This is a genomic window from Natrinema salinisoli (assembly GCF_020405205.1).
Lineage (GTDB): Archaea > Halobacteriota > Halobacteria > Halobacteriales > Natrialbaceae > Natrinema > Natrinema salinisoli.
The window spans coordinates 1-20,841 of record NZ_CP084471.1 but is presented as its reverse complement, the minus strand read 5'-3'; the positions used below and the strand labels follow the sequence as shown (position 1 = coordinate 20,841).

The 20,841-nt window shown below is 55.5% G+C and carries 16 protein-coding genes and 1 pseudogene; 9 read left to right on the top strand and 8 right to left on the bottom strand.

What is annotated here, in order from left to right:
* Positions 1-256: 256 nt before the first annotated feature.
* Positions 257-1,366 carry an NAD(P)-dependent alcohol dehydrogenase gene (locus LDB05_RS22855; protein WP_226008378.1) on the bottom strand — a complete coding sequence of 370 codons (1,110 nt, stop codon included), beginning with the start codon at positions 1,364-1,366 and terminating at the stop codon, positions 257-259.
* Between the two features lie 11 nt (positions 1,367-1,377).
* Entirely contained in the window at positions 1,378-2,859 is a 1,482-nt protein-coding gene (locus tag LDB05_RS22850) for an aldehyde dehydrogenase family protein (RefSeq protein WP_226008377.1), read from the bottom strand.
* 414 nt (positions 2,860-3,273) lie between these two features.
* Here LDB05_RS22850 and LDB05_RS22845 point away from each other — a divergent pair, with 414 nt between their 5' ends.
* Together LDB05_RS22845 and LDB05_RS22840 are read left to right on the top strand one after the other, a co-directional pair.
* Entirely contained in the window at positions 3,274-4,662 is a 1,389-nt protein-coding gene (locus LDB05_RS22845; protein WP_226008376.1) for an acetate--CoA ligase family protein, read from the top strand.
* On the top strand, positions 4,655-5,350 hold the full coding sequence (locus tag LDB05_RS22840) for an acetate--CoA ligase family protein (protein ID WP_226008375.1): 696 nt from the start codon (positions 4,655-4,657) through the stop codon (positions 5,348-5,350). The genes LDB05_RS22845 and LDB05_RS22840 overlap by 8 nt, the downstream gene beginning before the upstream one ends.
* Positions 5,351-5,432: 82 nt before the next feature.
* Here the strand turns inward: LDB05_RS22840 and LDB05_RS22835 are convergent, their stop codons facing one another.
* Entirely contained in the window at positions 5,433-6,311 is an 879-nt protein-coding gene (locus tag LDB05_RS22835; protein WP_226008374.1) for a fumarylacetoacetate hydrolase family protein, read from the bottom strand.
* Between the two features lie 209 nt (positions 6,312-6,520).
* Between LDB05_RS22835 and LDB05_RS22830 the strand changes: the two genes are divergently transcribed.
* Complete coding sequence (locus LDB05_RS22830) at positions 6,521-7,600, top strand: cupin domain-containing protein (RefSeq protein ID WP_226008373.1); 1,080 nt, start codon at positions 6,521-6,523, stop codon at positions 7,598-7,600.
* A 108-nt stretch (positions 7,601-7,708) separates the two neighbouring features.
* The gene (locus tag LDB05_RS22825; RefSeq protein WP_226008372.1) at positions 7,709-7,894 is read left to right on the top strand and encodes a hypothetical protein; all 186 of its coding nucleotides are present in this window, start codon (positions 7,709-7,711) and stop codon (positions 7,892-7,894) included.
* A 229-nt stretch (positions 7,895-8,123) separates the two neighbouring features.
* Here the strand turns inward: LDB05_RS22825 and LDB05_RS22820 are convergent, their stop codons facing one another.
* The 3 genes from LDB05_RS22820 to LDB05_RS22810 form a co-directional block, all read right to left on the bottom strand.
* Positions 8,124-10,223 (bottom strand): FAD-dependent monooxygenase, encoded by a 2,100-nt coding sequence (locus LDB05_RS22820; protein ID WP_226008371.1) that lies wholly within the window; start codon positions 10,221-10,223, stop codon positions 8,124-8,126.
* Positions 10,224-10,391: 168 nt separating this feature from the next.
* Positions 10,392-11,873, bottom strand: a complete 1,482-nt coding sequence (locus LDB05_RS22815) for a sodium:solute symporter family protein (protein ID WP_226008370.1) — start codon at positions 11,871-11,873, stop codon at positions 10,392-10,394.
* Positions 11,873-12,067, bottom strand: coding sequence for a hypothetical protein (locus tag LDB05_RS22810; RefSeq protein ID WP_226008369.1), 195 nt, complete (start codon positions 12,065-12,067; stop codon positions 11,873-11,875). The genes LDB05_RS22815 and LDB05_RS22810 overlap by 1 nt, the downstream gene beginning before the upstream one ends.
* A 209-nt stretch (positions 12,068-12,276) precedes the next feature.
* Here LDB05_RS22810 and LDB05_RS22805 point away from each other — a divergent pair, with 209 nt between their 5' ends.
* The 5 genes and pseudogenes from LDB05_RS22805 (at position 12,277) to LDB05_RS22785 (ending at position 19,035) form a co-directional block, all read left to right on the top strand.
* Positions 12,277-14,046, top strand: coding sequence for a (2,3-dihydroxybenzoyl)adenylate synthase (locus LDB05_RS22805; RefSeq protein ID WP_226008368.1), 1,770 nt, complete (start codon positions 12,277-12,279; stop codon positions 14,044-14,046).
* Positions 14,047-14,399: 353 nt separating this feature from the next.
* Positions 14,400-15,164: an IclR family transcriptional regulator gene (locus LDB05_RS22800; RefSeq protein ID WP_226008367.1), complete on the top strand. Its 765-nt coding sequence runs from the start codon at positions 14,400-14,402 to the stop codon at positions 15,162-15,164.
* A gap of 518 nt (positions 15,165-15,682) precedes the next feature.
* Positions 15,683-16,327 (top strand): rod-determining factor RdfA, encoded by a 645-nt coding sequence (rdfA, locus tag LDB05_RS22795; protein ID WP_226008366.1) that lies wholly within the window; start codon positions 15,683-15,685, stop codon positions 16,325-16,327.
* Between the two features lie 85 nt (positions 16,328-16,412).
* Positions 16,413-18,371 carry an archaea-specific SMC-related protein gene (locus LDB05_RS22790; protein WP_226008365.1) on the top strand — a complete coding sequence of 653 codons (1,959 nt, stop codon included), beginning with the start codon at positions 16,413-16,415 and terminating at the stop codon, positions 18,369-18,371.
* A gap of 72 nt (positions 18,372-18,443) precedes the next feature.
* Positions 18,444-19,035, top strand: a pseudogene (locus LDB05_RS22785) (transposase domain-containing protein).
* A 137-nt stretch (positions 19,036-19,172) separates the two neighbouring features.
* Here the strand turns inward: LDB05_RS22785 and LDB05_RS22780 are convergent.
* Both LDB05_RS22780 and LDB05_RS22775 read right to left on the bottom strand, forming a co-directional pair.
* Entirely contained in the window at positions 19,173-19,625 is a 453-nt protein-coding gene (locus LDB05_RS22780) for a DUF7970 domain-containing protein (RefSeq protein ID WP_226008364.1), read from the bottom strand.
* Positions 19,622-20,617, bottom strand: coding sequence for a ParA family protein (locus tag LDB05_RS22775; protein ID WP_226008363.1), 996 nt, complete (start codon positions 20,615-20,617; stop codon positions 19,622-19,624). Before LDB05_RS22775 ends, LDB05_RS22780 begins: the two co-directional genes overlap by 4 nt.
* Between the last annotated feature and the right edge of the window lie 224 nt (positions 20,618-20,841).

The following is a 20,841-nucleotide window of genomic DNA, read 5'->3' as shown; positions in this document are numbered from 1 at the left end:
CGACAGTACGTTCGCTGTTAGGAGACGATCACCAGAGTCTGGGTTCTCGACGGATTCATGTTTCACAGTCTGGATGCCGCTCTACGATGTATATTAGCGCGACGATACTTGCAGGCCCATAGAATGCCGCTGCTTCTGAATTGATCAAGGGATTCGTTTCGAAACTGGCCTCCTGTCACTGTTTGTCGAGAGAACGCACAGAGTTTTCTACAGCACGCTACAAATTAATTCAGATTTGGCTTGTAGCTTATCTCTTTTAAGTATCTCCCATGCGGAGAATGGGTTTAATCGTCTCGCCACTCTCAGCATCTTCGATAGCCTGTTCTATATCCTTAAAGTCGTAGTAAGTGACTAGTTCGTCAAACGGGAACTTACCCTGTCGATATAGTTCGATAAGATCGGGGATAAACTGCTGTGGATCGGAATCACCTTGCACAATCCCTGTAATGCTTCGGCCGTTCAAAATGAGGTTGTTAACATCATAACTAGCCTCTGTTCCAAGTGCTGGAGCACCTATAATACCGAGCGTCCCTAATTGCGTGAGGACCTCGGTTGCCTGCTCGGCGACAGTTGGAACACCCGTCGTCTCTAGCGCATAGTCGACGCCACCAGTGAGTTCCCGGACTTCTTCGACCACATCATCTACTTTCTCAGGGTTCACAGTCTTCGTAGCACCGACTTCCAACGCTTTCTCTAAGCGGTTCGGCTTGAGATCGACGGAAATTATGTCGGTACATCCCTTGAGTTCGGCGGCCATGACGGCCGCCAGTCCGACGGAACCCGCTCCGAAGATAGCGATCGTCGATCCTGCTTGTGCGTTTAATGAGTTGATGACGCCCCCCGCACCCGTCTGGATACCACATCCAAGCGGGCCGAGCAACTCCAGTGGAACGTCGTCTCCGACGGGGACGGCATTTCGCTCGGACGCAATTGCGTACGTGGCGAACGATGATTGACCAAAGAAACGGCCGCTGATTTCCTCTCCATCTAATGAAATCGGCGAGGTACCGTCCTCTGGTCTGACGCCACCAAAGCAATAGTCATAGGCCCTCTCACAGAATGCAGGGTGACCATCGCGACAGCTCTTGCAGGTTCCGTCGTAGTCGAAGCTCATGACCACGTGATCACCAGGTTCTACTCGTGTCACGTCTTCGCCCACTTTTTCAACGACTCCAGCACCCTCATGCCCGAGTACTGCTGGCAACGGTGTCGGATACATTTGATCGCGGACAATTAAGTCTGTGTGGCAAATGCCACATCCGACAACGCGGACGAGTACTTCGTCTGGTCTTGGCTCGTCGAGATTTACTTCTTCAATTTCAAACGATGCACCCTCTTCATTTACTACTGCAGCTTGTATATCCATAGTTATCGACCTTAGATTGGGAACTCCCGTGGTTCATCCTGTACAGACACCCACTTAGTTTCAGTAAGCTCTCTGATGATGTTGTCACCATTATATCTTCCTAATCCAGAGTCTTTCGCGCCGCCGAACGGAATGTGTGGTTCGGCGTTGATCGGTTGGTCGTTAATATGAATCATACCCGCCTCGAGTCGTTTTGCGATCGACTTCCCGCGTTGGATATCGCTCGTATGGACGGCCGAGGTGAGTCCGTATTCGGTATCGTTCGCGAGGGCGACCGCTTCGTCGACATCCGAGAACGTGATTATCGGGGCAATCGGGCCGAAATGCTCGTTACACGACACTGGCATATCATTCGAAACCCCCGTCATCACTGTCGGTTCGACGAATAGGCCATTGGCCTCACCGCCAGTCTCGATGGTCGCTCCCTGTTCGACGCTGTCGTCTATGAACGCCATCATTTGGTCGCGTTGCGATTCGTTAATGATTGGTCCGATATCTACATCAGGATCCGACGGATCGCCGACTGTCAGGTTCTCCGCACGCTCGGTCAGGCGCTCAACATATTCGTCGACTACTGATTCATGTACGAGATGTCTATTAATTTTAATACATATCTGCCCCTGGTGCATAAATGAGCCGAACGTCGCTGCGTCCAAAGTAGCGTCTAAATCGGCATCATCGAGGACAATTTGTGGATTGTTTCCACCCAACTCGAGTGCCTGGACTTTCAGATTTCGTCCTGCTACTTCGCCAACTTGCTTTCCGACTTCAGTTGACCCTGTAAACGAGATCACGTCCAGTTCGGGATGAGTTACGATCCGCTCACCCGCCTCGCTTCCACCAGGTACGACATTCAAAACACCCGGTGGAAGACCTGCATCCTCGAATATTTGGGCGAGGAGCAACCCACCACTAATTGGCGTATGAGGATCGGGTTTCAGGACGACAGCATTACCCAGGGCGATTGCTGGAGCGACGACTCGCATCGAGAGGTGGAACGGGAAATTCCAGGGAGTGATCACACCAACAATACCGGCTGGCTCTCGGTGGACAACATTCTCTTTTCCTGGAATCACTGAAGTCGCGGATTCTCCCTTCGATCTCGTTGGGAAAGCCACAGACTCCGTCATAATTCCTGGCGCTAACTGCCCCAGCTCGAACCCTGCTTTAGCTTGCGTGCTACCGCATTCTGCAACGTTTATTTCAGCAATTTCCTCATGGTTTTCCTGAAGTATCCCGAGTGCTTTCTGAATGACTTCAGACCGCGCTTGCGGTGGTTTTTCAGCCCACTCTTTTTGTGCTTGCTTAGCGGCTCTGAAGGCATCGTCGACATCGTTTTCCGTACTGTCAGGGACTTCGGTAAGAACGCTGCCAGTGGCAGGATTTTCGACTGGGATAACATCCTCCCCATCGGATGCTTGTCGTTCACCGTTCGTGTAAACGAAATCCCATTCATTCTCCAAGCTATATGGATCCGGCATTGTCTGTGCCATAGAATGAATAGCATGGTAAATAGTAATAAATTTTGGGGATGGAAGGGTTGGCTCTGAACTCGACAATAAATTGACAACGGGGGCATTACACTAGGGACGATCTTTCAGCTCTATATGGTCGTCTTCGCCTGCCGGATGAGGCCGGTTGTGCCATATGACCGAGTTGGCCATTCGTGCTGAAGGGCTCGCTCGCCAGTTCGAAGTGTATCTGAACCGTCCACAGAAGGAGCGCGATCGAGGAAATCGTCTTCCAGGGTCTGAGTCCGACTAAAGGGCCAAGGATTGACTTAATTTGATTCTCGTAAACTAGGCGATTTTCCGCTCGAAAACCGAAGAATAGTTGGTCGACCCGGATCTCCCTCAATCTCTGTAACGGGGAAAATGCTTTCACCCAGTCCGAACAATACCATCGGTATGACAGTGGCTGACTTGTTCGATCCAGAGGGGATCGCGGTCGTCGGGGCTTCCGATACCCCAGGGAAGATAGGCTACGAAGCGATGCAAAATGCAATTCAGTTCGACGGACCGGTATATCCGGTCAATCCGTCGTCATCGGGGACCGTCTTCAACCGGGAGTTCATCTCCTCAGTGACCGAGATCAGCGGCGAAGTCGACCTAGCGCTATGCTGTGTTCCGGCGCCAGTCGTCCCCGACATCATTAGGGAGTGTGGCGAGGCGGGTATCGGTGGCGCGGTCATCTTTGCTGGCGGCTTCAGTGAAGCCGGTCCCGAGGGCCAGGAGCTTCAGGAGCGACTCGTCGAGACCGCCATAGAGGGTGACGTCGCGGTACTCGGACCGAACACGAGCGGCTTCCTCGTCCCTGAGGAGAAACTGTATGCGACGTTTGCAACTAACATCAATACCATTCCCCCGGGCAACATCGCGGTTATTGCCCAGAGCGGCGGGCTCGCCTATGCCATCGCATTCCAAGCGGAAAATAAGGGCGTTGGACTCTCCGCAATGGTCGGTCTCGGTAACCGCGCCAACGTCGGCTTCAAGGAGGCCATTGAGTACTTCGATTCCGATGTGAAGACCGACGCTATCGTGCTTCACGTTGAGGGAACCGACAACGGGCGCGGTCTCCTTGAGACCTGCGAACGCATCGAGACGCCAGTCGTCGCCTACAACGTCGGTGAGCAGGACGTGGGCGATTTCGCAGAGTCTCACACGGGCGCGCTTACAGGCGAGTACGAATTGTATGAGGCCGGCTTTGCTCAGTACGGCGTGCCGACGGTCCGCTCGTCAACCGAACTCTTGGACGCTGGGACGGTGCTAGCTTCCTCGCCGCAGCCAGACGGTCCGAACGTCGGTGTCGTCACCGCCCAAGCCGGCCCAGGGATCGCGATCACAGACCGCCTCAAGGCAGCGGGCGCGAACCTCCCGTCGCTCACTGAGGAGACGCAGGATGTCGTAGAAGAGATCCTGCCGGGGATCACATTCTCAGCGAATCCAGTTGATACTGGACGGCCGATGCCGGAGTTCGGCGATGTTGTCGCTGCCGTCGCCCGCGACGAGAACATCGATATCGTGCTCGTGTACGAGCTCTATGAGGGTGGCCTGGGATATCCGACTGAAGCGCTTGAAGGGCTTGCCGAGGAGGTCGACAAACCGATCGTCTTCGCGAGCAGCGGCCCAGATGAAATCGTCCGTGAGGAACTCGCCGAGCTCGAGGCGTTGGGTATTCCGACGTTCACGGCACCGGAGCGCGCGGCCGACGCCACCAGCGCGCTCGTCCAGTACGCAAAGCGCAATGCGGAGCCGGACGTTACCGTCGTAGGCAAGGGGGTGAGCACCGATGACTGAGACTCTCAAGATCGCACGCAACGAACAGCGCTCCGCGCTGACCGAGGCCGAAGCGAAGAAACTGCTCGCTGATCGAGGACTAGCGGTGCCGGACAGTGAGACGGTTGATTCGCCTAAAAGCGCCGTTCAGACCGCCGAGAAGATTGGATACCCAGTCGTTGCGAAGGTCGCATCGCCGTCGGTCCAGCACAAAAGCGAGTGGGGCGACGGTGTCGGTGTGAACGTGGGTCTCAAAAACTCAGAGAGCGTCCGAACGGCCGCGGAAGACATCTTCGATGCGGCCGACCAGCAGGAAATCGACGCCGACGTACTGATTGAGGCCGGCGTCAACCTCGAGAAGGGGCTGGAAGTGATTGTTGGTGGGACCCGTGATCCGTCCTTCGGGCCAACCGTCCTCGTCGGTCTCGGCGGAATCACCGTCGAGGTGTTACAGGACACGAGTCACCGAATCGCGCCAGTCTCAACCGCCGAAGCCGTCGAGATGACATACGAACTCGAGGCCTCTCCCTTGCTCGACGGTTACCGCGGCTCTCCAACGGTCGATCGAGAGGCCGTCGCCGAGGCGATCGTCACCGTTGGCGAGGTTCTAGACGAGAACGAAGAGATCCGAGAGATCGAGATCAACCCGCTACTGGCGGAGTCAGAGCGAGCGGTCGTGCTGGACGCGCTAGTATCGCTCGAGGACTAACGGCGCTAGAGTCGCCGTTCATTCGTCCCGCCGATGGGCGTTCGTAAAAAGATACCTTGTCTACAGAGCGCTGTTCTGTCCGTCAGTCGTCTTTCTGACTCTTCTGGACGTCGACGTCCTCGAAGGCAACGTCGCGTTCGGTGACGTCGACAGTCATTGCGCCGACATCCTCGATCTCGGCCTCGATGGTGTCGCCGTCCGAGAGCGGGCTTACACCCTCCGGCGTCCCCGTGGTGACGACGTCGCCGGCCTCGAGCGTCGCGCCAATGGAGGCGTACTCGACGATATCGGCACAGCTGTAGATCATGCCGCCGGTGTTCTGCTGTTGCTTGGTCTCGCCATTGAGCTGCAACTCCATCTCGAGGTCGTGGGGGTTATCGATCTCGTCCGCCGTGGTGACGCTCGGACCAATGATAGTGAACGTATCGTAGGACTTACGGTTTGAACGGTCCTGGTCGCCGCGGACGGAGACATCGAGCAGGATCGTGTAGCCCAAGATTGCATCCCAGGCGTCCTCGGCGTCGATGTCCTTGACGTCCTCGCCCATGACGAACGCCAGCTCGATTTCGTGGTCGACGCGGCGATCGTTGAACGGCAGTTCGATGCCGTCCTCGGGGCCAGCGACGCTCGAGGGGGCCTTGAGGAAGTAGCCCTTGTCCTCAATAGTAAACCACTCCTCGGTGACAATGTCCTTGTCGGCAAGCGCTTCCTCAACGTGGTTCTCGTAGTTCAGCGGCGCCGCGATGACCTTCCCAGGGCGGCGAACCGGGGACTCGATAGTGATCTCCTTGCGATCATAGTCAGGGTCCTCATCAGCGTACTCGCTGGCGTCAAGGTCCTTTCGGACGTACTCCTTGAGCGGATCGTTTGTCTCGAGACCGAGTTCGTCGGTGACGTCGATGATGCTGTCGTCGTCGGTCAACAGGCCGAGCCGATCGTCGTTGAATCTAACGAGTCGCATGGTAACACCACTACGAGCCGACCATATAAATCATCCTTTCTCGGTAACGACGAGGTCGATCAGGCGATGATGAGTCTGACTGATCGTCAAATCCGTGCGCCCAGCGATCCACAGCACGACGCGGACCGTTCGGTACCGGCTGTTCGTGCGTTCGCGGTGTGTTAGAAGTCTCCAATACACTTATGGTCTCATTCGACAAAAACACGCACATGGCACAGCAAGAGTCAGAGGACCTCTTAGAGCTGAGTTCCGACACCCGGAGCCTGCTTAAGGACAACGACCTCCGCCCGCTCTGGGAAGTGGAAGACGACATGGGGAACCTCCTTGACGATTTAGAAGCGAACATCTGGAAGTGGGAGGACATTCAGGCCGCGATCGATGGCATCGAAGACGACGTCCCAATCGCCGACCTACCACCGGGCTTCCAGCGACGAGTCGCGGTCCCGATCAACGCCCAAAACGCGATTTCGAACACGGTCTACGTCGGCGTCCAGACAGTCTCGCCGGGCGAGACGGCGCCCGCCCACCGCCACGCTGCCAGCGCCCTTCGGTTCACGATTGACGGCCACGAGGACATGAAGACGGTCGTCGCCGGTGAGGAGTTCCCGATGGAGGATAACGACCTGATTACGACGCCCCAGTGGGAGTGGCATGACCACGTCAATGACGGCGACGAGACGGCCGCGTGGCTTGACGTCCTCGACCTCCCGCTGTTCCTCGACACGCTAAACAACGCTCACGTCTTCGAGAACCACGAACTTGAGCGTCAGCCGGTCACGAAGACCCAGGGCTACTGGGCCTCCCAGTACGGCCGCGGCCGTCCCGACGGTGAGCGCGACGACGGCACGATCCCCGGCCCGTTCGAGGGGAACAAGGAGCCGACGCCGCCATACCGCTTCGGCTGGGACGAGATGGAAGAGGCGCTGCGCCAGCGGGCTGACAACGACGATCCGGACCCTCACGACGGCTATAGCCTCGCGTACGTCAATCCCGCCACCGGAGAACCGCCGCTGTTCCCGACGATGTCGTTCCGGGCCCAGTTGCTCAACGACGGCCCGACGGACCCGCACTTCCACAATTCCGTCGAGGTCTACTTCGTCATCGAGGGCAAGGGCGCCACCCACGTCGGTGACGAAGCCCTCGAGTGGGGACAGTGGGACATCTTTGTCGTACCGCCGGACGAACCACACCATCATGAGCCCGACGACGAGGCGATCCTGCTGGGAATGACCGACGAGCCGATCCTACGGTCGATGAACTTCTACGCCGAGGCGGCGATTGACGAGTAACGCGGTCCCAACTCCACTCCGTTGTCACAGAGTTGGCTACGTCGCGACCGCTCACACAGCCGTCGAATGGGCAATACTGATATACGTCGTTGCCCATACCATTCTCGTATGGCCGAGTTCGATAACCCTTACGTCGACGAGGACCCGTTCGTCCGAGCGCACTTCGACTGTCTGGACTGCAGCGGTAAACTCTGGGAGTACGCGATTCAGAGACAGATGGTCTGCGAGGATTGTCGCGGCGTCTTCCGGTCAGAAGAGGTATTCGACGCCAGCATCGAACAGCCTGTTGACTGAACGCTTTTTGTGCGCGGATCGAGATCCTCGCTACCTGTCTCGCTTGTTTTCCGCCGCGCAACGTCTGATTTGTGATTGTATATTTTCAGATGCAGAGACCATGAGTGAAAAGACTTGATCGTCTCGACAGTCGCCGTCGACGCAGTCTACTCTGCGACAGGGCTCAGCGGAGCCTTCACGAACGTCGACGGCTGCGTTGGCATTTGGAACGTCCCGAGGTGGACCTAAGTCAATCGTTGCGAGACGGTGTCCCCTGAACTACGCAGAGATCTGCACGCCCGGTTGCGACGAGCGTGTTCACCTTATCGGCGGATGCGGTTGGTACAGTCGCCAACGTACTGATATCGACCTCGTTTCTAATATCATCGCTGAAATCGCTTGGTCCTTTCTCGGCCAGTCCACGCTCGCTAGTCGTGGTATCGACCGGCGCTACGACGTCACAGCCCGCCGCTGAAAACTTGCGAACGGCCACAAACGCCTCCTCGAGCGAGAGTCCGCACTCGTCGCTGTCCGAGACTGGAACCGTTACTCCGAGCGGCGTTCCGGGCGGTACCGCGTCGGCGACATCGCTAACGACAGTCTGTACGAACTGGATGCCGTCCTCGAACGGTATGTCCGGAGCTGTTAGGAACTGCGACAGGACTGACGAGGAGGCCGCCTGGAGCTGAACGTACCCGAAGTCGGCGTCGGCGGCCCGACGCGCCGCTGAGACGAAATCGTCGATAACGGCGTTCCGTTCCGCCGAACTCATTTCGGTAGGGTCGAACGATTGCGGATGAACCGGATAGTCGTCGCTGAGGCGTGGCGCCCACGTCGACTCTCGTTCGGTACGGTCGCCTTGATCGAAAACGCGAGGTTCGCGCCCACCGCTTGCGCCGGCGTGCGTGAGATGAACACCGGCCGTAACTCCATCCGGCACGGTTTCAACGGCCTCGGTCCACGTAGCGCCGTGATCCTCGGTGTAAAGTCCCGGCGTGCCGATCACCGGCCGTCCTTCGGGAGCGACGGCTAGCGGTTCTGTGAGCAGTAGTCCCGGTCTCTCGTCCGCAGCCGCGGTGAATGCGGACAGTTGAGCAGCCGACGGCATTCCCCCTTCGGCGGACGACGTGGGTTCGAGGGCGCGGACGTACCGGTTTGAGACGACAGTATCGGCGAGTCGAACCGGCTGGCGGGCCGGCGGTCGTGTCTCCGTACCGCCCGGCGTCCGTTTGACGAACCACTCGTCAAACGCATCCGTGAATGTTGGGTCACGGCGTTGAAGGCTACCGTACGTGAGCCGTCCGCTCCGGGTAAGATGGTGGATCGCGAACTGCCGAGGCGGAAGGTCATAATAGCGGTCGATATCCTCAAAATGAATCCGACTCCGCTCGGCCGCCGACAGCAAGGTTTCGACGAACGGTTTTCGGGCCGATTCGTAGGCCGAGAGCGCAGCGTCGATCTCGTCGTGACTCTCGAAGGCCTCCATCAATCCGATAGCGTCTTCCATGGCGAGCGTTGTCCCGGAGCCGATCGAATAGTGAGCGGTGTGAGCGGCGTCACCGACGAGTACGACGTTGTCGTGGTACCAGTTTTCGTTCGTTACCGTCTGGAACCGCTGCCACCGATCCTGCTGCGACTTTATGTCGTGTCCATCTAGCTGATCGGCGAATACGTCCTCAAGGTAGGCAAGGTACTCGTCTTCGGTCATTTCGGCGATCCCAGAACGCTTCCACGTCTCGGCATCACAGTCGACAATGAATGTGCTCGTTGGTCCGGGATAGGTATGAGCACACCAGATACCGTCTTCATTCTCAACGAAGATGTGGGTCAGCGCCTCGAACTCCGCGTCGGTCCCGAACCAAGAGAACCGCACGCTCCCTCGGTTGATCTCCGTGCTGAACTCGTCGGCAAAAACCTCGCGCGTGTGACTGTGAATCCCATCGGCCGCGATACAGAGATCGGCCTCGGTAGCGATAGCGGTGGGATCCGTTATCTCCGACTCATACTCTAGCTCAACACCAACTTCACGACAGCGCTCCTCGAGGACGGAGAGAAGATCGGTCCGCATCATGCTCGCGAACGTATTTCCGTCGCACCGGAAGTGATCATCATCGGTAATGATGTCAAATGGATCCCAGCGGTCGAACGTCTCGGTTATCGCCTCGTGAGAGGCCGGATCGGCATCGGCAAGGTTCGAGAGCGTTCGGTTCGGAAACACAATCCCCCAGCCATATGTGACCCCCCTTGGATTCCGTTCATAGACGGTCACGTCCCAGCTGGGATGGCTCCGTTTGAGGAGGAGACTCGCGTATAGTCCGCCGGGACCACCCCCGATAGTTGCGACGTTCATCAGTTAGAACACCCCTCCTCGGCGATAGGCTGCGATCATCTCACGGCCACCTACGTGTTCTTCAGTTTGGCTAGCACGCTGTCTCTGCTCGCAGTACTGGACAGTTCCTCGCATGCGTGAGTTCTCGTTTAGCATGATAACTCGTACTCCCTTCATTGTTGTGACTGCTCACCAGACGTTTTCGAAGAGTCGTTCGTACTCCGATACCTTGTCTTCCGGCGGTTTTGGTGTCGAATAGGCAACGACGACCATCAGGACGAGCTGACTGACGGCGAGTGGCACGAACGGCAGGAACCCGAAGGTGAGATTCCCCGGGAGCAGTCCTAGCTCGAACGCCCAAAGCCCAACAAATCCCCAGATAAGGCCCGCATACGCGGCGTACTTATTGGATCGACGCCAGTAGAACGCCGAGCAGATCGGGAAGAACATTAGTGCGAATCCAGAAAACGCGAATGTCGCGGTGTCGACGATTGTATCCCGGGTGAGCATAGCGCCTGCAAACGCTGCGAGGAAGATCGCAATCAGGAAGAACCGCGTGTAGTGGATCTCTTTGGACTCGTCCACATCGAAGAACGGCCGGAGCACATCCTCGGTGAAGAAGGTGCTAAGGGTGAGTACCTGGCCGTCAAGGCTCGACATGAGCGCAGCGAGAATTCCGGCCAGAGCGAAGCCGATGACCCAGATGGGGAGGAACTCGTCAACCAACGCTGGCAGGGTGAAATCAGGGTTCGCCAGGTCTGGGATCAGGGCGATCCCCCAGAACCCGAGCAGCACTGCTGGAACCCAGACGACGATGACCGCGACGGGGTAGAGGACGGCGGTCTGCTGGAGATTTTTCACGGACTTAGCGGTCATGTAACGGATGATCAGGTGGGGGAACATGAAGGCGCCGAACGCAACGATCATCCCCTGCGAGAACCAGACTCGCGGTTGGAACGGCGGAATCCCAGCGCGGTTCAGGAACGCGCCGTTGTTGATCTGTGCGACGGCGTTCGTCGCCTCGGCGAACCCGCCAACCCGTAACGGAATCCAGACGAACATCGCGAGCAGGAACGCGATGAAAACGGCTCCCTGGAACGCGTTCGTCCAACCAGTCCCGCGCATTCCGCCCTGATAGACGTAGCCCCCGACCACTAAGAGGACGATTGCAGCGCCTGCCCAGTAGGGGACCAGTCCATCCGTCAGTGCCTCGAAGACGATCCCCCCTCCCTGTACGCCGACGAGGAGGTACGGAACGGTCCAGACAGTGAACATTCCCATAGCGAGCACGCCGAGGTACTCCGCGTCCCACCGGTGGTTGATAATCTGTGCGGGCGTAATGTGGCCGAACTCTTTACCGACCATCCAAATCCGGTAGCCGACCGTCATCAGGAAGACGGGGAAGAGGAATGCGAACAGGACGACGAAGAACCCGAACGCACCTGCACCGGAGTTATACGCCAGCCCCGGCGCTCCAATCATCACCACTGCGGTCATGTTCGTGGCGAATAGCGCTGCCAAGAGGATGATCGTACTAAACGACCGATCCGCCATCAGGTAGTCCTCACGGGAGGTCCCAGTCGTGCGCGCCGCGAGCTGACCGACACCGAGAACGATCAGGAGGTAAATCGCAGTGATGCCGACGATAAGGAGATTCGATTCAGCCAGCATCAGTCATCTCCCTCCATGGGGGTAACAGGGTCGGTCGGTTCATCGTCTTGCTCGAGTTTCGTGTCGTAATCCGCGGGCGGCTCGGGTGCGACGACGTACATTACTGAAAGGATGACGACACCGATAAGAAGGAACGCGATGTCGTACGCGATCTGAAGCGGTAGCCAGCCGAACAGTAACGTCTGAGCGTTCATCAAGCCAAGCAGTTCACTTTGATGTAGCACAATCATCGCCAGTACGGAACCCAACAGCGCCGCTCGTACCGGTGTCTTCGGAGTCCAAAAGCTATCTCCCATCATGGTCTTGTGTCACATACCACGGTATATGACGGGGGTACTTGAAGGTAATCGTAAATCTTCACACATATTCCGTGGGGAATAACGAATAGTGCGCTTATGGAAGTGTGAGTTACAGAACAGGAAGGCAAAAGCCAAGACATAGATTTAAGAACACCGCCCCGATATGGGAACCCACACCTATGGTCGAAGGCGAGACTATCGATACGGCGTCGTTAGACGGTTATGTTCCGTTCGACGCCGAACGGCAGCAAACGTACATCGACGCCGGGTACTGGCAAAATATCACGCTTCACGACGTAATCGACCGACATGCGGAGGAAATACCCGACAACACTGCTCTCGTCGGTCCCCGTCGCGAGCTCACGTACGCAGAGCTCGCTGCAAACTCCCGGCGGATCGCAACATATCTCGTCGGCGAACTCGGCCTGCGTCCGAACGAGCGGATCGTCCTCCAGCTACCGAACTGCACCGAATTTCTCGAGGCATTCATCGCTTGTTCCCGAATCGGCGTCATTCCGGTGATGGTACTCCCCCGTCACCGGAGTGCCGAGGCGAACCACGTCGTCGGTCTCACCGACGCGCGAGCCTATATTGTCGATCACGATCGCTACTCGCCCAGATTCGACTTTGTCGGGCTCGCAGAAGACGTCCGCGACTCTCATACACCCTTGGAGCACCTCGTCGCTCTCACTGACAACAAGACGACGTCCGCCAACGGTTGCGTCACGTTCTCTGATATGCGCGACAAGCGCTGGCTCGACGAATATGGCGACGTCGTCTCAGAGGTTGATGTCGATCCGTCGAAACCGGGCGTCATGCTCCTCTCCGGAGGCACGACCGGATTGCCGAAGGCGATCCCACGCACCCACAATGATTACGTCTTCCAGTGGAAACGGATGGCTGACACGGCCGGCGTCGAAGACGACTGGGTCGCCTTCCCGAGCGTCCCAATTGGTCACAACGCTTCACTCAATTGTATTGTAGGCGCTGCTCTATGGAAGGGAGCGACCGTCGCAGTCGAATCGGAACTCAAGCCGGACACGCTCATGGCGTTTATCGAGCGTGTCGGTGGGAACTACACGCTTCCTATGCCTACCCAGATCCTCGACATCCTCGAACATTCCGAGCTCGATCAGTACGACCTGAGTTCACTCAAGGTACTCGTCAGCGGCGGCCAGAAGGTTCCGCCGAGGGTTGTCGAAGAGGCGGTCGATCGCTGGGACGTCGGATTCTGTAACATTTTCGGAATGGCCGAGGGCCCACTCATCTGCTCTCATCCCGACGATGATGTCGAGATTCAAGCCAATACTGTCGGTCGTCCGATTGCACCTGAGGCCGACGAGATCCGCATCGTAAAGAACGACCGCGAAACGGAGGTCCCTACCGGAGAAGCAGGCGAACTCGCCGTCCGCGGACCTGGCTACTTCACTGGCTACTTCCGCAATAAGGAGGAGAACGCAGAGAACTTCTCCGACGACGGCTGGTTCTTCACTGAAGACGTACTCGCTCGACGTGACGACGGCAATTTGGAGGTCTACGGCCGAATCAAGGATACCATTATCCGCGGCGGAGAGAACATCTACGCGCCCGGTGTGGAGGACGAACTCGTTGAGCACCAAAAGATCGCGAACGCTGCACTAATCGGAATACCGGACGATCGACTCGGAGAACGACCGGCCGCGTTCGTCGAACTGACAGACGATGCGGCCGACCTCTCACTCGAGGACGTCTCGTCGTTCCTGGAGGAACGCGGCATCGCCGTCTTCAAACGGCCCGAGTATCTCGAAGTTCTTGAGTCGCTTCCGCGAACTGAAGTCGGCAAGATTGAGAAGCAGGCCCTCAAGGACCGCATCGCCGATGCAGAGTTGAAGTAAATAGCTCGGTCTCTTCTCGTTCGTATCTCATTCTCATGTTCTCGGGGTGTGACTACCAAGTCTATTTTCCGTTTTGAGATCTGCTTCGCGTCATTGGTTACCGTGCAATAAGCGGATATCGGATATGCATATTTTTCCCACCCAAAATATTACGATCTATTTCAGAGGGGGCTAAATCCGGCATATAGAGGGTATATTGGGCTAGAAAATGCACATATAGCGACCTAATAATTGGATCAGCACTCGTTCCGTCTCGTGCAATGCTCTAACGATCACTATCAACTCTTCAAGGGACAATCGTGATGGTTGCATGAGACGGAACAACTATGGTGATTCACATCATTGGCCATGGCATGGGAAAGGAGATAGACGGCACGATCAAATCGGACGAAACACTACTCAAAATACTCGAAACGCTCCGAGTGTGCGAGAGAGCCACATTAACGACGATCGCTGATGAGGTAGGCATGTCGAAGAGTACCGTGCATCGACACCTCAAAACACTTCGAAATAGACGGTTCGTCACGAAGGTTGACGACGAGTACGTCCTTGGACTAGAGTTCCTTCGATTCGGCGGGGCCGCACGGGAGCGTTATTCGTTTCATCGACAGTCAAAAACGATCGTCCAGCAGGTGGCGGATCAGACCGGTGAGTTCGTTGGCTTTCTCGCCGAGGACCAAGGGATCGGGACATTTCTCTATTGCGAGATGGGGACAGAAGGCGTTCCGTCAGAGGCACGGGTCGGACAGAATGTATACCTTCACCAAACAGCCTCTGGAAAAGCGATTTTTGCGCATCTTTCGGAAGAGCGGCGTGAAGCGATACTAGACGAACATGGCCTACCGCCACAAACAGACAACACGATTACAGACAGGAAGGAGCTCCGTTCGGAACTCGCCGACATCCGCGACCGTGGATACGCAATCGCTCGCGAAGAGTACGTTGAAGGACTCAAAGCGATCGCCACACCAGCATTCTCTCCCGAAGATGATGTGATCGGGAGCTTGGTTGTCGCAGGACCATCTCACCGAATGCGAGGTGAACAGTTCGAATCAGAACTTCCCGCACTAATTCAGGGGGCTGTTAAGGAGTTTGAGTTGACTATCTCTTACTCGTAAACCCATATCCAATTACACCTGTACTACTGTAAATCGCATCGAGTGATGAAGATTATGTGGTATTTAAGTCAAACATAAGTGAGAAGACCATTTCTCGTTTGACTTCAATCCAAGAACTGTAACGCTGGATCATCATCCACATTCGAATCGTTCGGTGTTTCGCACCGACGATTTCATGATGGTTTACACATATTTACCATTTGATCATCTATTTGCACCGAATACGAAGCAGCACTGGGTAGTGAGTCAGCAATGATAGAGCGGCTTGATTACAGAAGTACGGGTGTAAATACGGCCGATACTAGTTTGATAGCAGACGACTCCAACAAAACATATATGACATGAATTCTTACACACACATACTAGATTCTGATGTCAAACTATATTCTAATTAGTAAATAATTATATAAAATAATATTTTAGAATATGGTTAATATGCATGGGTTTATACGTCTACATAGATATGAAGAAGTCCGATATAGAAACCATTTTTACGCACACGGAACTAGTACGGGATAGTGACCGAACGTAAATCAGAGGAAGCGGAGATTACCTGCGACTGCAAGCTTGGTCGGATTGCTAAGAAGTACGACCTATTGGCTCTCGACAAGGCACTCGTCGAGTACTGGACCGATGACGGCGACGAGCAACGGAGCACGCGCGAACTCGCAACGTACGTGAACCACCGAATATTGGAAACCGCACTTACAAACGCGAATGTCCCCCGGAAAGAGGGGGAGGTCGAAAACACGTACAGGCTGCTCACGAGCGACGACATCACGAGCGGAACACGTATCGAAACGAAAAAACACCTCCAGCGCGACGGCGTTCCGGTCGAAGACGTCGAATCCGACTTTGTCTCCCACCAGACAGTGTATAACCATCTAACGAAGTGTCTCGACGCGTCAGTCGAGACGCCCAGTGACGAGGAACGACTCGAGAGAAGTGCCGAAAAACTCGGTGCGCTCCAGAACAGGACAGCGGTAGTAACGGCAGACACGGTCGATCAACTCGATCGCAAAGGAATACTCGAAATTGGAGAGTTCAATGTGAACGTCTCAGTGACGGTGACCTGTGAGGACTGTTTTCAGGAATACACCATCAGAGACTTGCTTGATCAGCAGTCCTGTGACTGCAAGCGGTTGGGCGCCAGTGAGAGGTGACGTCTCGGTCGACCGGTTTCCAGCTGTCTCCCCACACGCAAGTGGAACGAAAATACCTATGTATGTGGAGCGAAAGATAGAATTCATGGCAAGTAGAGTAGATGAGAAGGCCCCAGAAATTCCGGGAGAAGCAATGCTTTCTATCACCAATATCGGCGGTATTGACGAGACGGAAGTTTCTTTCCAAGAAGGAGCAACGATCCTTTCTGGGAGAAATGCAACCAACCGTACGTCACTGTTGCAGGGTATCATGGCGGCGCTTGGAAGCGATCAGGTGAGTCTCAAAGCGGATGCTGACGAGGGGAGTGCAACCCTCAAGTTCGGCGACGAGAGCTATCGACGGCGACTCGAGCGGCAAGCTGGGACCGTCGCCACCGAGGGCAATCCCTACCTCGATGATCCGGAACTCGCGGACCTGTTCGCGTTTCTACTCGAATCCAACGAGGCGCGCCGCGCTGTCAGGAGCGGCGACGACCTCCGCGAACTGATCATGCGGCCGGTCGATACCGCTGAAATCAAGTCCGAGATCGAACGGTACGAGCAACGAAAGCGAGAACTCGACGAGCAACTCGAGGAACTCGAATCGCTGAAAGAACGTCTGCCCGACCTCGAGGCGAAGCGGACGCAGATTACCGACGAAATCGAAACGCTACAGGACGAACTCGAAACGGCTCGCGCTGAACTCGAGGACGCGAACGTCGACGTCGAACAGCGACGAGAGGAGAAGTCGAAACTCGAATCGAAACTTGACGAGCTACGCGAGACACGATCGGAACTCGAACGGGTTCGCGATCAAATCGAAACGGAACGGGAAAGTGTCGATGCACTGAAAGAGGAACGGGACGAAATTCGGGATCGACTCGAATCGCTCTCGACCGATGGCGAGACCGATATTAGCCGCCTCGAGGCCGAGATCGAGACGCTTCAGGAAGAGAAAGCGGACCTTTCCGACGAGATCTCACAACTCCAGAGTACGATCCAGTTCAATGAACAGCTCCTCGACGATCCCGACTCCGTCCTTGCGAACGATCGGACCGACGACGATGGACCGGTCACGGATCAGTTACTCGACGATTCTGAGACGGTCACCTGCTGGACCTGTGGTTCGTCGGTAGCTCGCGAACAGATTGAGGCGACGATCAAACAACTCCGAACCGTACGCCAGGATCGACTCGAAGAACGATCTGAGATCAATGGCGATCTCACGGACCGGCGGGAAACACTATCTGAGATCAACGAAAACCGGGCCGAGTACCGGCAGACGAAGCAACGTCTCGAGTCGATCGGTGACGAGATCGAACAGCGGAACGACCGAATCGAGGAACTCACTGACGAACGTGAAGTGCTGACCGACGAAATAGATGACCTCGAGGCCGAGGTTGACAAACTCGAGACCGAGGAGTACAGCGGAATCCTCGAGCAGCACAAAGAAGTCAACCAACTCGAGTTCAAACTCGAACGCAAGGAGCGAGAGCGCGACGAGATCGAAGACGAAATCGCCACGATCGAAGAGAGACTCGACGAACAGGACCAACTCGAAGCGCGTCGTGAGGATGTGACGAACGAGCTGACAGACCTTCGCACGAGAATTGATCAGATCGAAGCCGATGCAGTCGAGGCATTCAACGAACACATGGAGAACCTGCGTGAGACGCTTGGTTACGACAATCTCGACCGCATCTGGATCGATCGGACCACTCGCGAGGTCCGGGAGGGCCGTCGGAAGATCTCGAAGTCATCGTTCGATCTTAAGATCGTTCGCAGTACCAACGAGGGTGCAGCTTATGAAGACACGATCGACCACCTGAGTGAAAGCGAACGAGAGGTGACCGGGCTCGTGTTCGCGTTGGCCGGCTACCTCGTCCACGACGTGTACGAGACGGTCCCGTTCATGTTGCTCGACTCCCTCGAGGCGATCGATTCCGAACGGATCGCGTCGCTCGTCGAGTACTTCGAATTACACGTTCCGTATCTCATTGTGGCGCTGCTAGACGAGGACGCGCAGGCCATCGACGCGGACCACAACCTCCTCACAGATATCTAGTTCGACGCTCTATCCGTGAGGTGGTATTCAGGTAAGGTTGAAGGAATGAGATGTGGTGTTTTCAAGTGATTCATGCCCGAAAACGTACGTTTCAGTACTAATACCAGCCAGATTGACCCAAATTTTGTGGAAAATAAAGAAACACTATGACTGTTGATATGGCTCAGTCTTCAGCTATATCTTGCTTACTTCTCGTTTTTGAATACAGTTCGATTTCAATAGATGTTTGGTGTTAATCGCGCTCGGTCAACGGTCAATGATTGAGTTCAAAGCGCCGATCTACAGCCAGAGGCAGGGTACAGTCCGAATCACATTGCAGTGGATGAAACTGTGACCAACTCAATGATGAATCGGACAAGCTGTACACTGCTGTTGCTCCCAAACCAAACAGACTACTCCATACGAAGCCTAGATCAGTAATAACCACGGTTATAGCGAATATGTTCATTCACAAACTTCAAGAGAGACACGACGCCTTCGACGCCGTGGTCTCCATTGATGGAGACCATTCATTGAACTACGCCTGTGAGAGACATGGTCTCAATTTCAGATATGAACGGCATGGAAATCAGAATAACGAGTACATATCTTTATAGAGATAAGTCAATATACCTCTTCGTTTCCAAACTATTTTAGCAATGCTCAAGCAACAACTGCTAATTAGTGGCTTAGATCATTCGCGTTCGCATGGAATCAGCTAATCTGAACCTGACATTATGCGTGGGCATGAGATTTAATTGGACTCACAGAGTTCCATCAACAACCGTACAATCTATTGGGGTGAATAGAATTAGAGATTCCTCAGTCAAGCTCGCCAAACCCTTCCTCACGCATCAACTCGGCAACTCCCTTTGGATTCTCAAACGCATACAGGAGCGCGAATTCACGTGCGTCCGATTTCGGAATGTCACCGTTCGTCTCGAGTTCGTCGGCGAGTTCACTTCGGAAGTCCGACTCCTGGTTGGTAACGACTTCCCGAAGATGGGCCTCAATTCGTTCGTCTCGCTCGTCGAGCACCTTGCTCCGACGGACGAAATACGGGTACTTGTGCTCGTCCTGCTCTGACTCGTTGGTCGACGTCGACGATGTGCCAGGCTGATCGGGCGTCGGGTCCGACCGAGTTGACGACGATCCCGATCGGCTACGATCCGGCTGGCTGTCGTCGATCTTTCCACCCGGCGGTTCGGAGTCGGTTGTCTCCTCCTCACTGCTACCACTGTCGCCGAAATCAAGATCCCCAGAGCCATCTTTCATTGGGTCGCCACCTCGGTTTCAGTGGTATCTCGGAAATCGAAGCGTTCCTCTCCGCGGCCCTGAATATCGAGTACGAGTTCGGAATCGATTTGGGCGTCGAACGTATCCGTCGCAACGAACACGCCGAGTTCGTGTATATCTCGGATCGTCTCGAGTTCACGGTCACGGACGCTTCGTTCACCGGGACTGCTGACCATTTCGCCGTCTTCTTCGAAGGTCTTCCAGCGCTCCTCGAGGACCTTGTACGCCGAACCCCGCGCTTCCCACATCGTATCCATCAAACTCTCCCGATCGGGGATTGCAATCGGCGTCGCGAACTCGTCGGTGTTCTTGAACTGCTTGGAGTACTGCTGGTGGGCGTTCGTCTGGCCGACACCGGAGGGAACGACACAAGAAAGGCCGACCTCGATGTCCAGCTTGCGCTCCATGTTACCGACGAGTTCGTCGAGGCCATCGAGACTCAGATTCCCTTTGCCAGCTGGTTTGACCGGCGCAACCAGCGTCCGCATAGCGTAGATCGAGTTGTACAGCAGGTCCTCCGCTCGAGCGTTCGGGTCGATGAGGACGGCATCGTAGTCCTCATGCAGTTCCTGTTCGTTCCAGAGGAGATCATAGAGGAGCTCAAACCGCGGGAACTCCTCTTTGCTCATGTTCTTCATGCCCGTTTCGTAGGCGATCTTCTGCTCGAGATTCGATGTGAAGTCACCGAGCATGTCGTGGCTCGGGATCACATCGACACCTTCGTCCGACGTTTCGATGAGGTCCTCGAAATCACCGTCCGGCATCTCGAGGATGTGCTTGACGAGGTTATCAGCCTCCGGATCACTGCGGTGTTCCCCGACATCGAACAGGCTCGTCAAGTTGCCCTCCTGTGGGTCGAGATCGATCACGCAGACGTCCAGTCCCATCCGGACGAGACTGACTGCGAGATTCGCTGTTGTGGTGGTTTTGAAGGTACCGCCCGATTCGGAGTACACGACTACAGTTATCATATACAGACCGTACAGTCGTCTATTACATAAATCTGTTTCAGAAACATGCCACAGTCATCTGTAGCAGTCGTCTGTTACATACGTCTGTAACAAATTTCTGTGACGCCCCAGTACTGCGTTTTTGTCCCAATAACCAGCCTATGACAAGTGTCTGTAACGTATCTTCGTAACAACTATCTGTAACGTACGTCTGTAATATCTATCTATGGAAAATGTCTGTAGCT

What these genes read in the sequence shown, in the direction of transcription:
- LDB05_RS22855 (WP_226008378.1), bottom strand. Translation starts at nt 1,366, where the DNA reads ATGGATATACAAGCTGCAGTAGTAAATGAAGAGGGTGCATCGTTTGAA.
- LDB05_RS22850 (WP_226008377.1), bottom strand. Translation starts at nt 2,859, where the DNA reads ATGGCACAGACAATGCCGGATCCATATAGCTTGGAGAATGAATGGGAT.
- LDB05_RS22845 (WP_226008376.1), top strand. Translation starts at nt 3,274, where the DNA reads ATGACAGTGGCTGACTTGTTCGATCCAGAGGGGATCGCGGTCGTCGGG.
- LDB05_RS22840 (WP_226008375.1), top strand. Translation starts at nt 4,655, where the DNA reads ATGACTGAGACTCTCAAGATCGCACGCAACGAACAGCGCTCCGCGCTG.
- LDB05_RS22835 (WP_226008374.1), bottom strand. Translation starts at nt 6,311, where the DNA reads ATGCGACTCGTTAGATTCAACGACGATCGGCTCGGCCTGTTGACCGAC.
- LDB05_RS22830 (WP_226008373.1), top strand. Translation starts at nt 6,521, where the DNA reads ATGGCACAGCAAGAGTCAGAGGACCTCTTAGAGCTGAGTTCCGACACC.
- LDB05_RS22825 (WP_226008372.1), top strand. Translation starts at nt 7,709, where the DNA reads ATGGCCGAGTTCGATAACCCTTACGTCGACGAGGACCCGTTCGTCCGA.
- LDB05_RS22820 (WP_226008371.1), bottom strand. Translation starts at nt 10,223, where the DNA reads ATGAACGTCGCAACTATCGGGGGTGGTCCCGGCGGACTATACGCGAGT.
- LDB05_RS22815 (WP_226008370.1), bottom strand. Translation starts at nt 11,873, where the DNA reads ATGCTGGCTGAATCGAATCTCCTTATCGTCGGCATCACTGCGATTTAC.
- LDB05_RS22810 (WP_226008369.1), bottom strand. Translation starts at nt 12,067, where the DNA reads ATGAACGCTCAGACGTTACTGTTCGGCTGGCTACCGCTTCAGATCGCG.
- LDB05_RS22800 (WP_226008367.1), top strand. Translation starts at nt 14,400, where the DNA reads ATGGGAAAGGAGATAGACGGCACGATCAAATCGGACGAAACACTACTC.
- LDB05_RS22790 (WP_226008365.1), top strand. Translation starts at nt 16,413, where the DNA reads ATGGCAAGTAGAGTAGATGAGAAGGCCCCAGAAATTCCGGGAGAAGCA.
- LDB05_RS22780 (WP_226008364.1), bottom strand. Translation starts at nt 19,625, where the DNA reads ATGAAAGATGGCTCTGGGGATCTTGATTTCGGCGACAGTGGTAGCAGT.
- LDB05_RS22775 (WP_226008363.1), bottom strand. Translation starts at nt 20,617, where the DNA reads ATGATAACTGTAGTCGTGTACTCCGAATCGGGCGGTACCTTCAAAACC.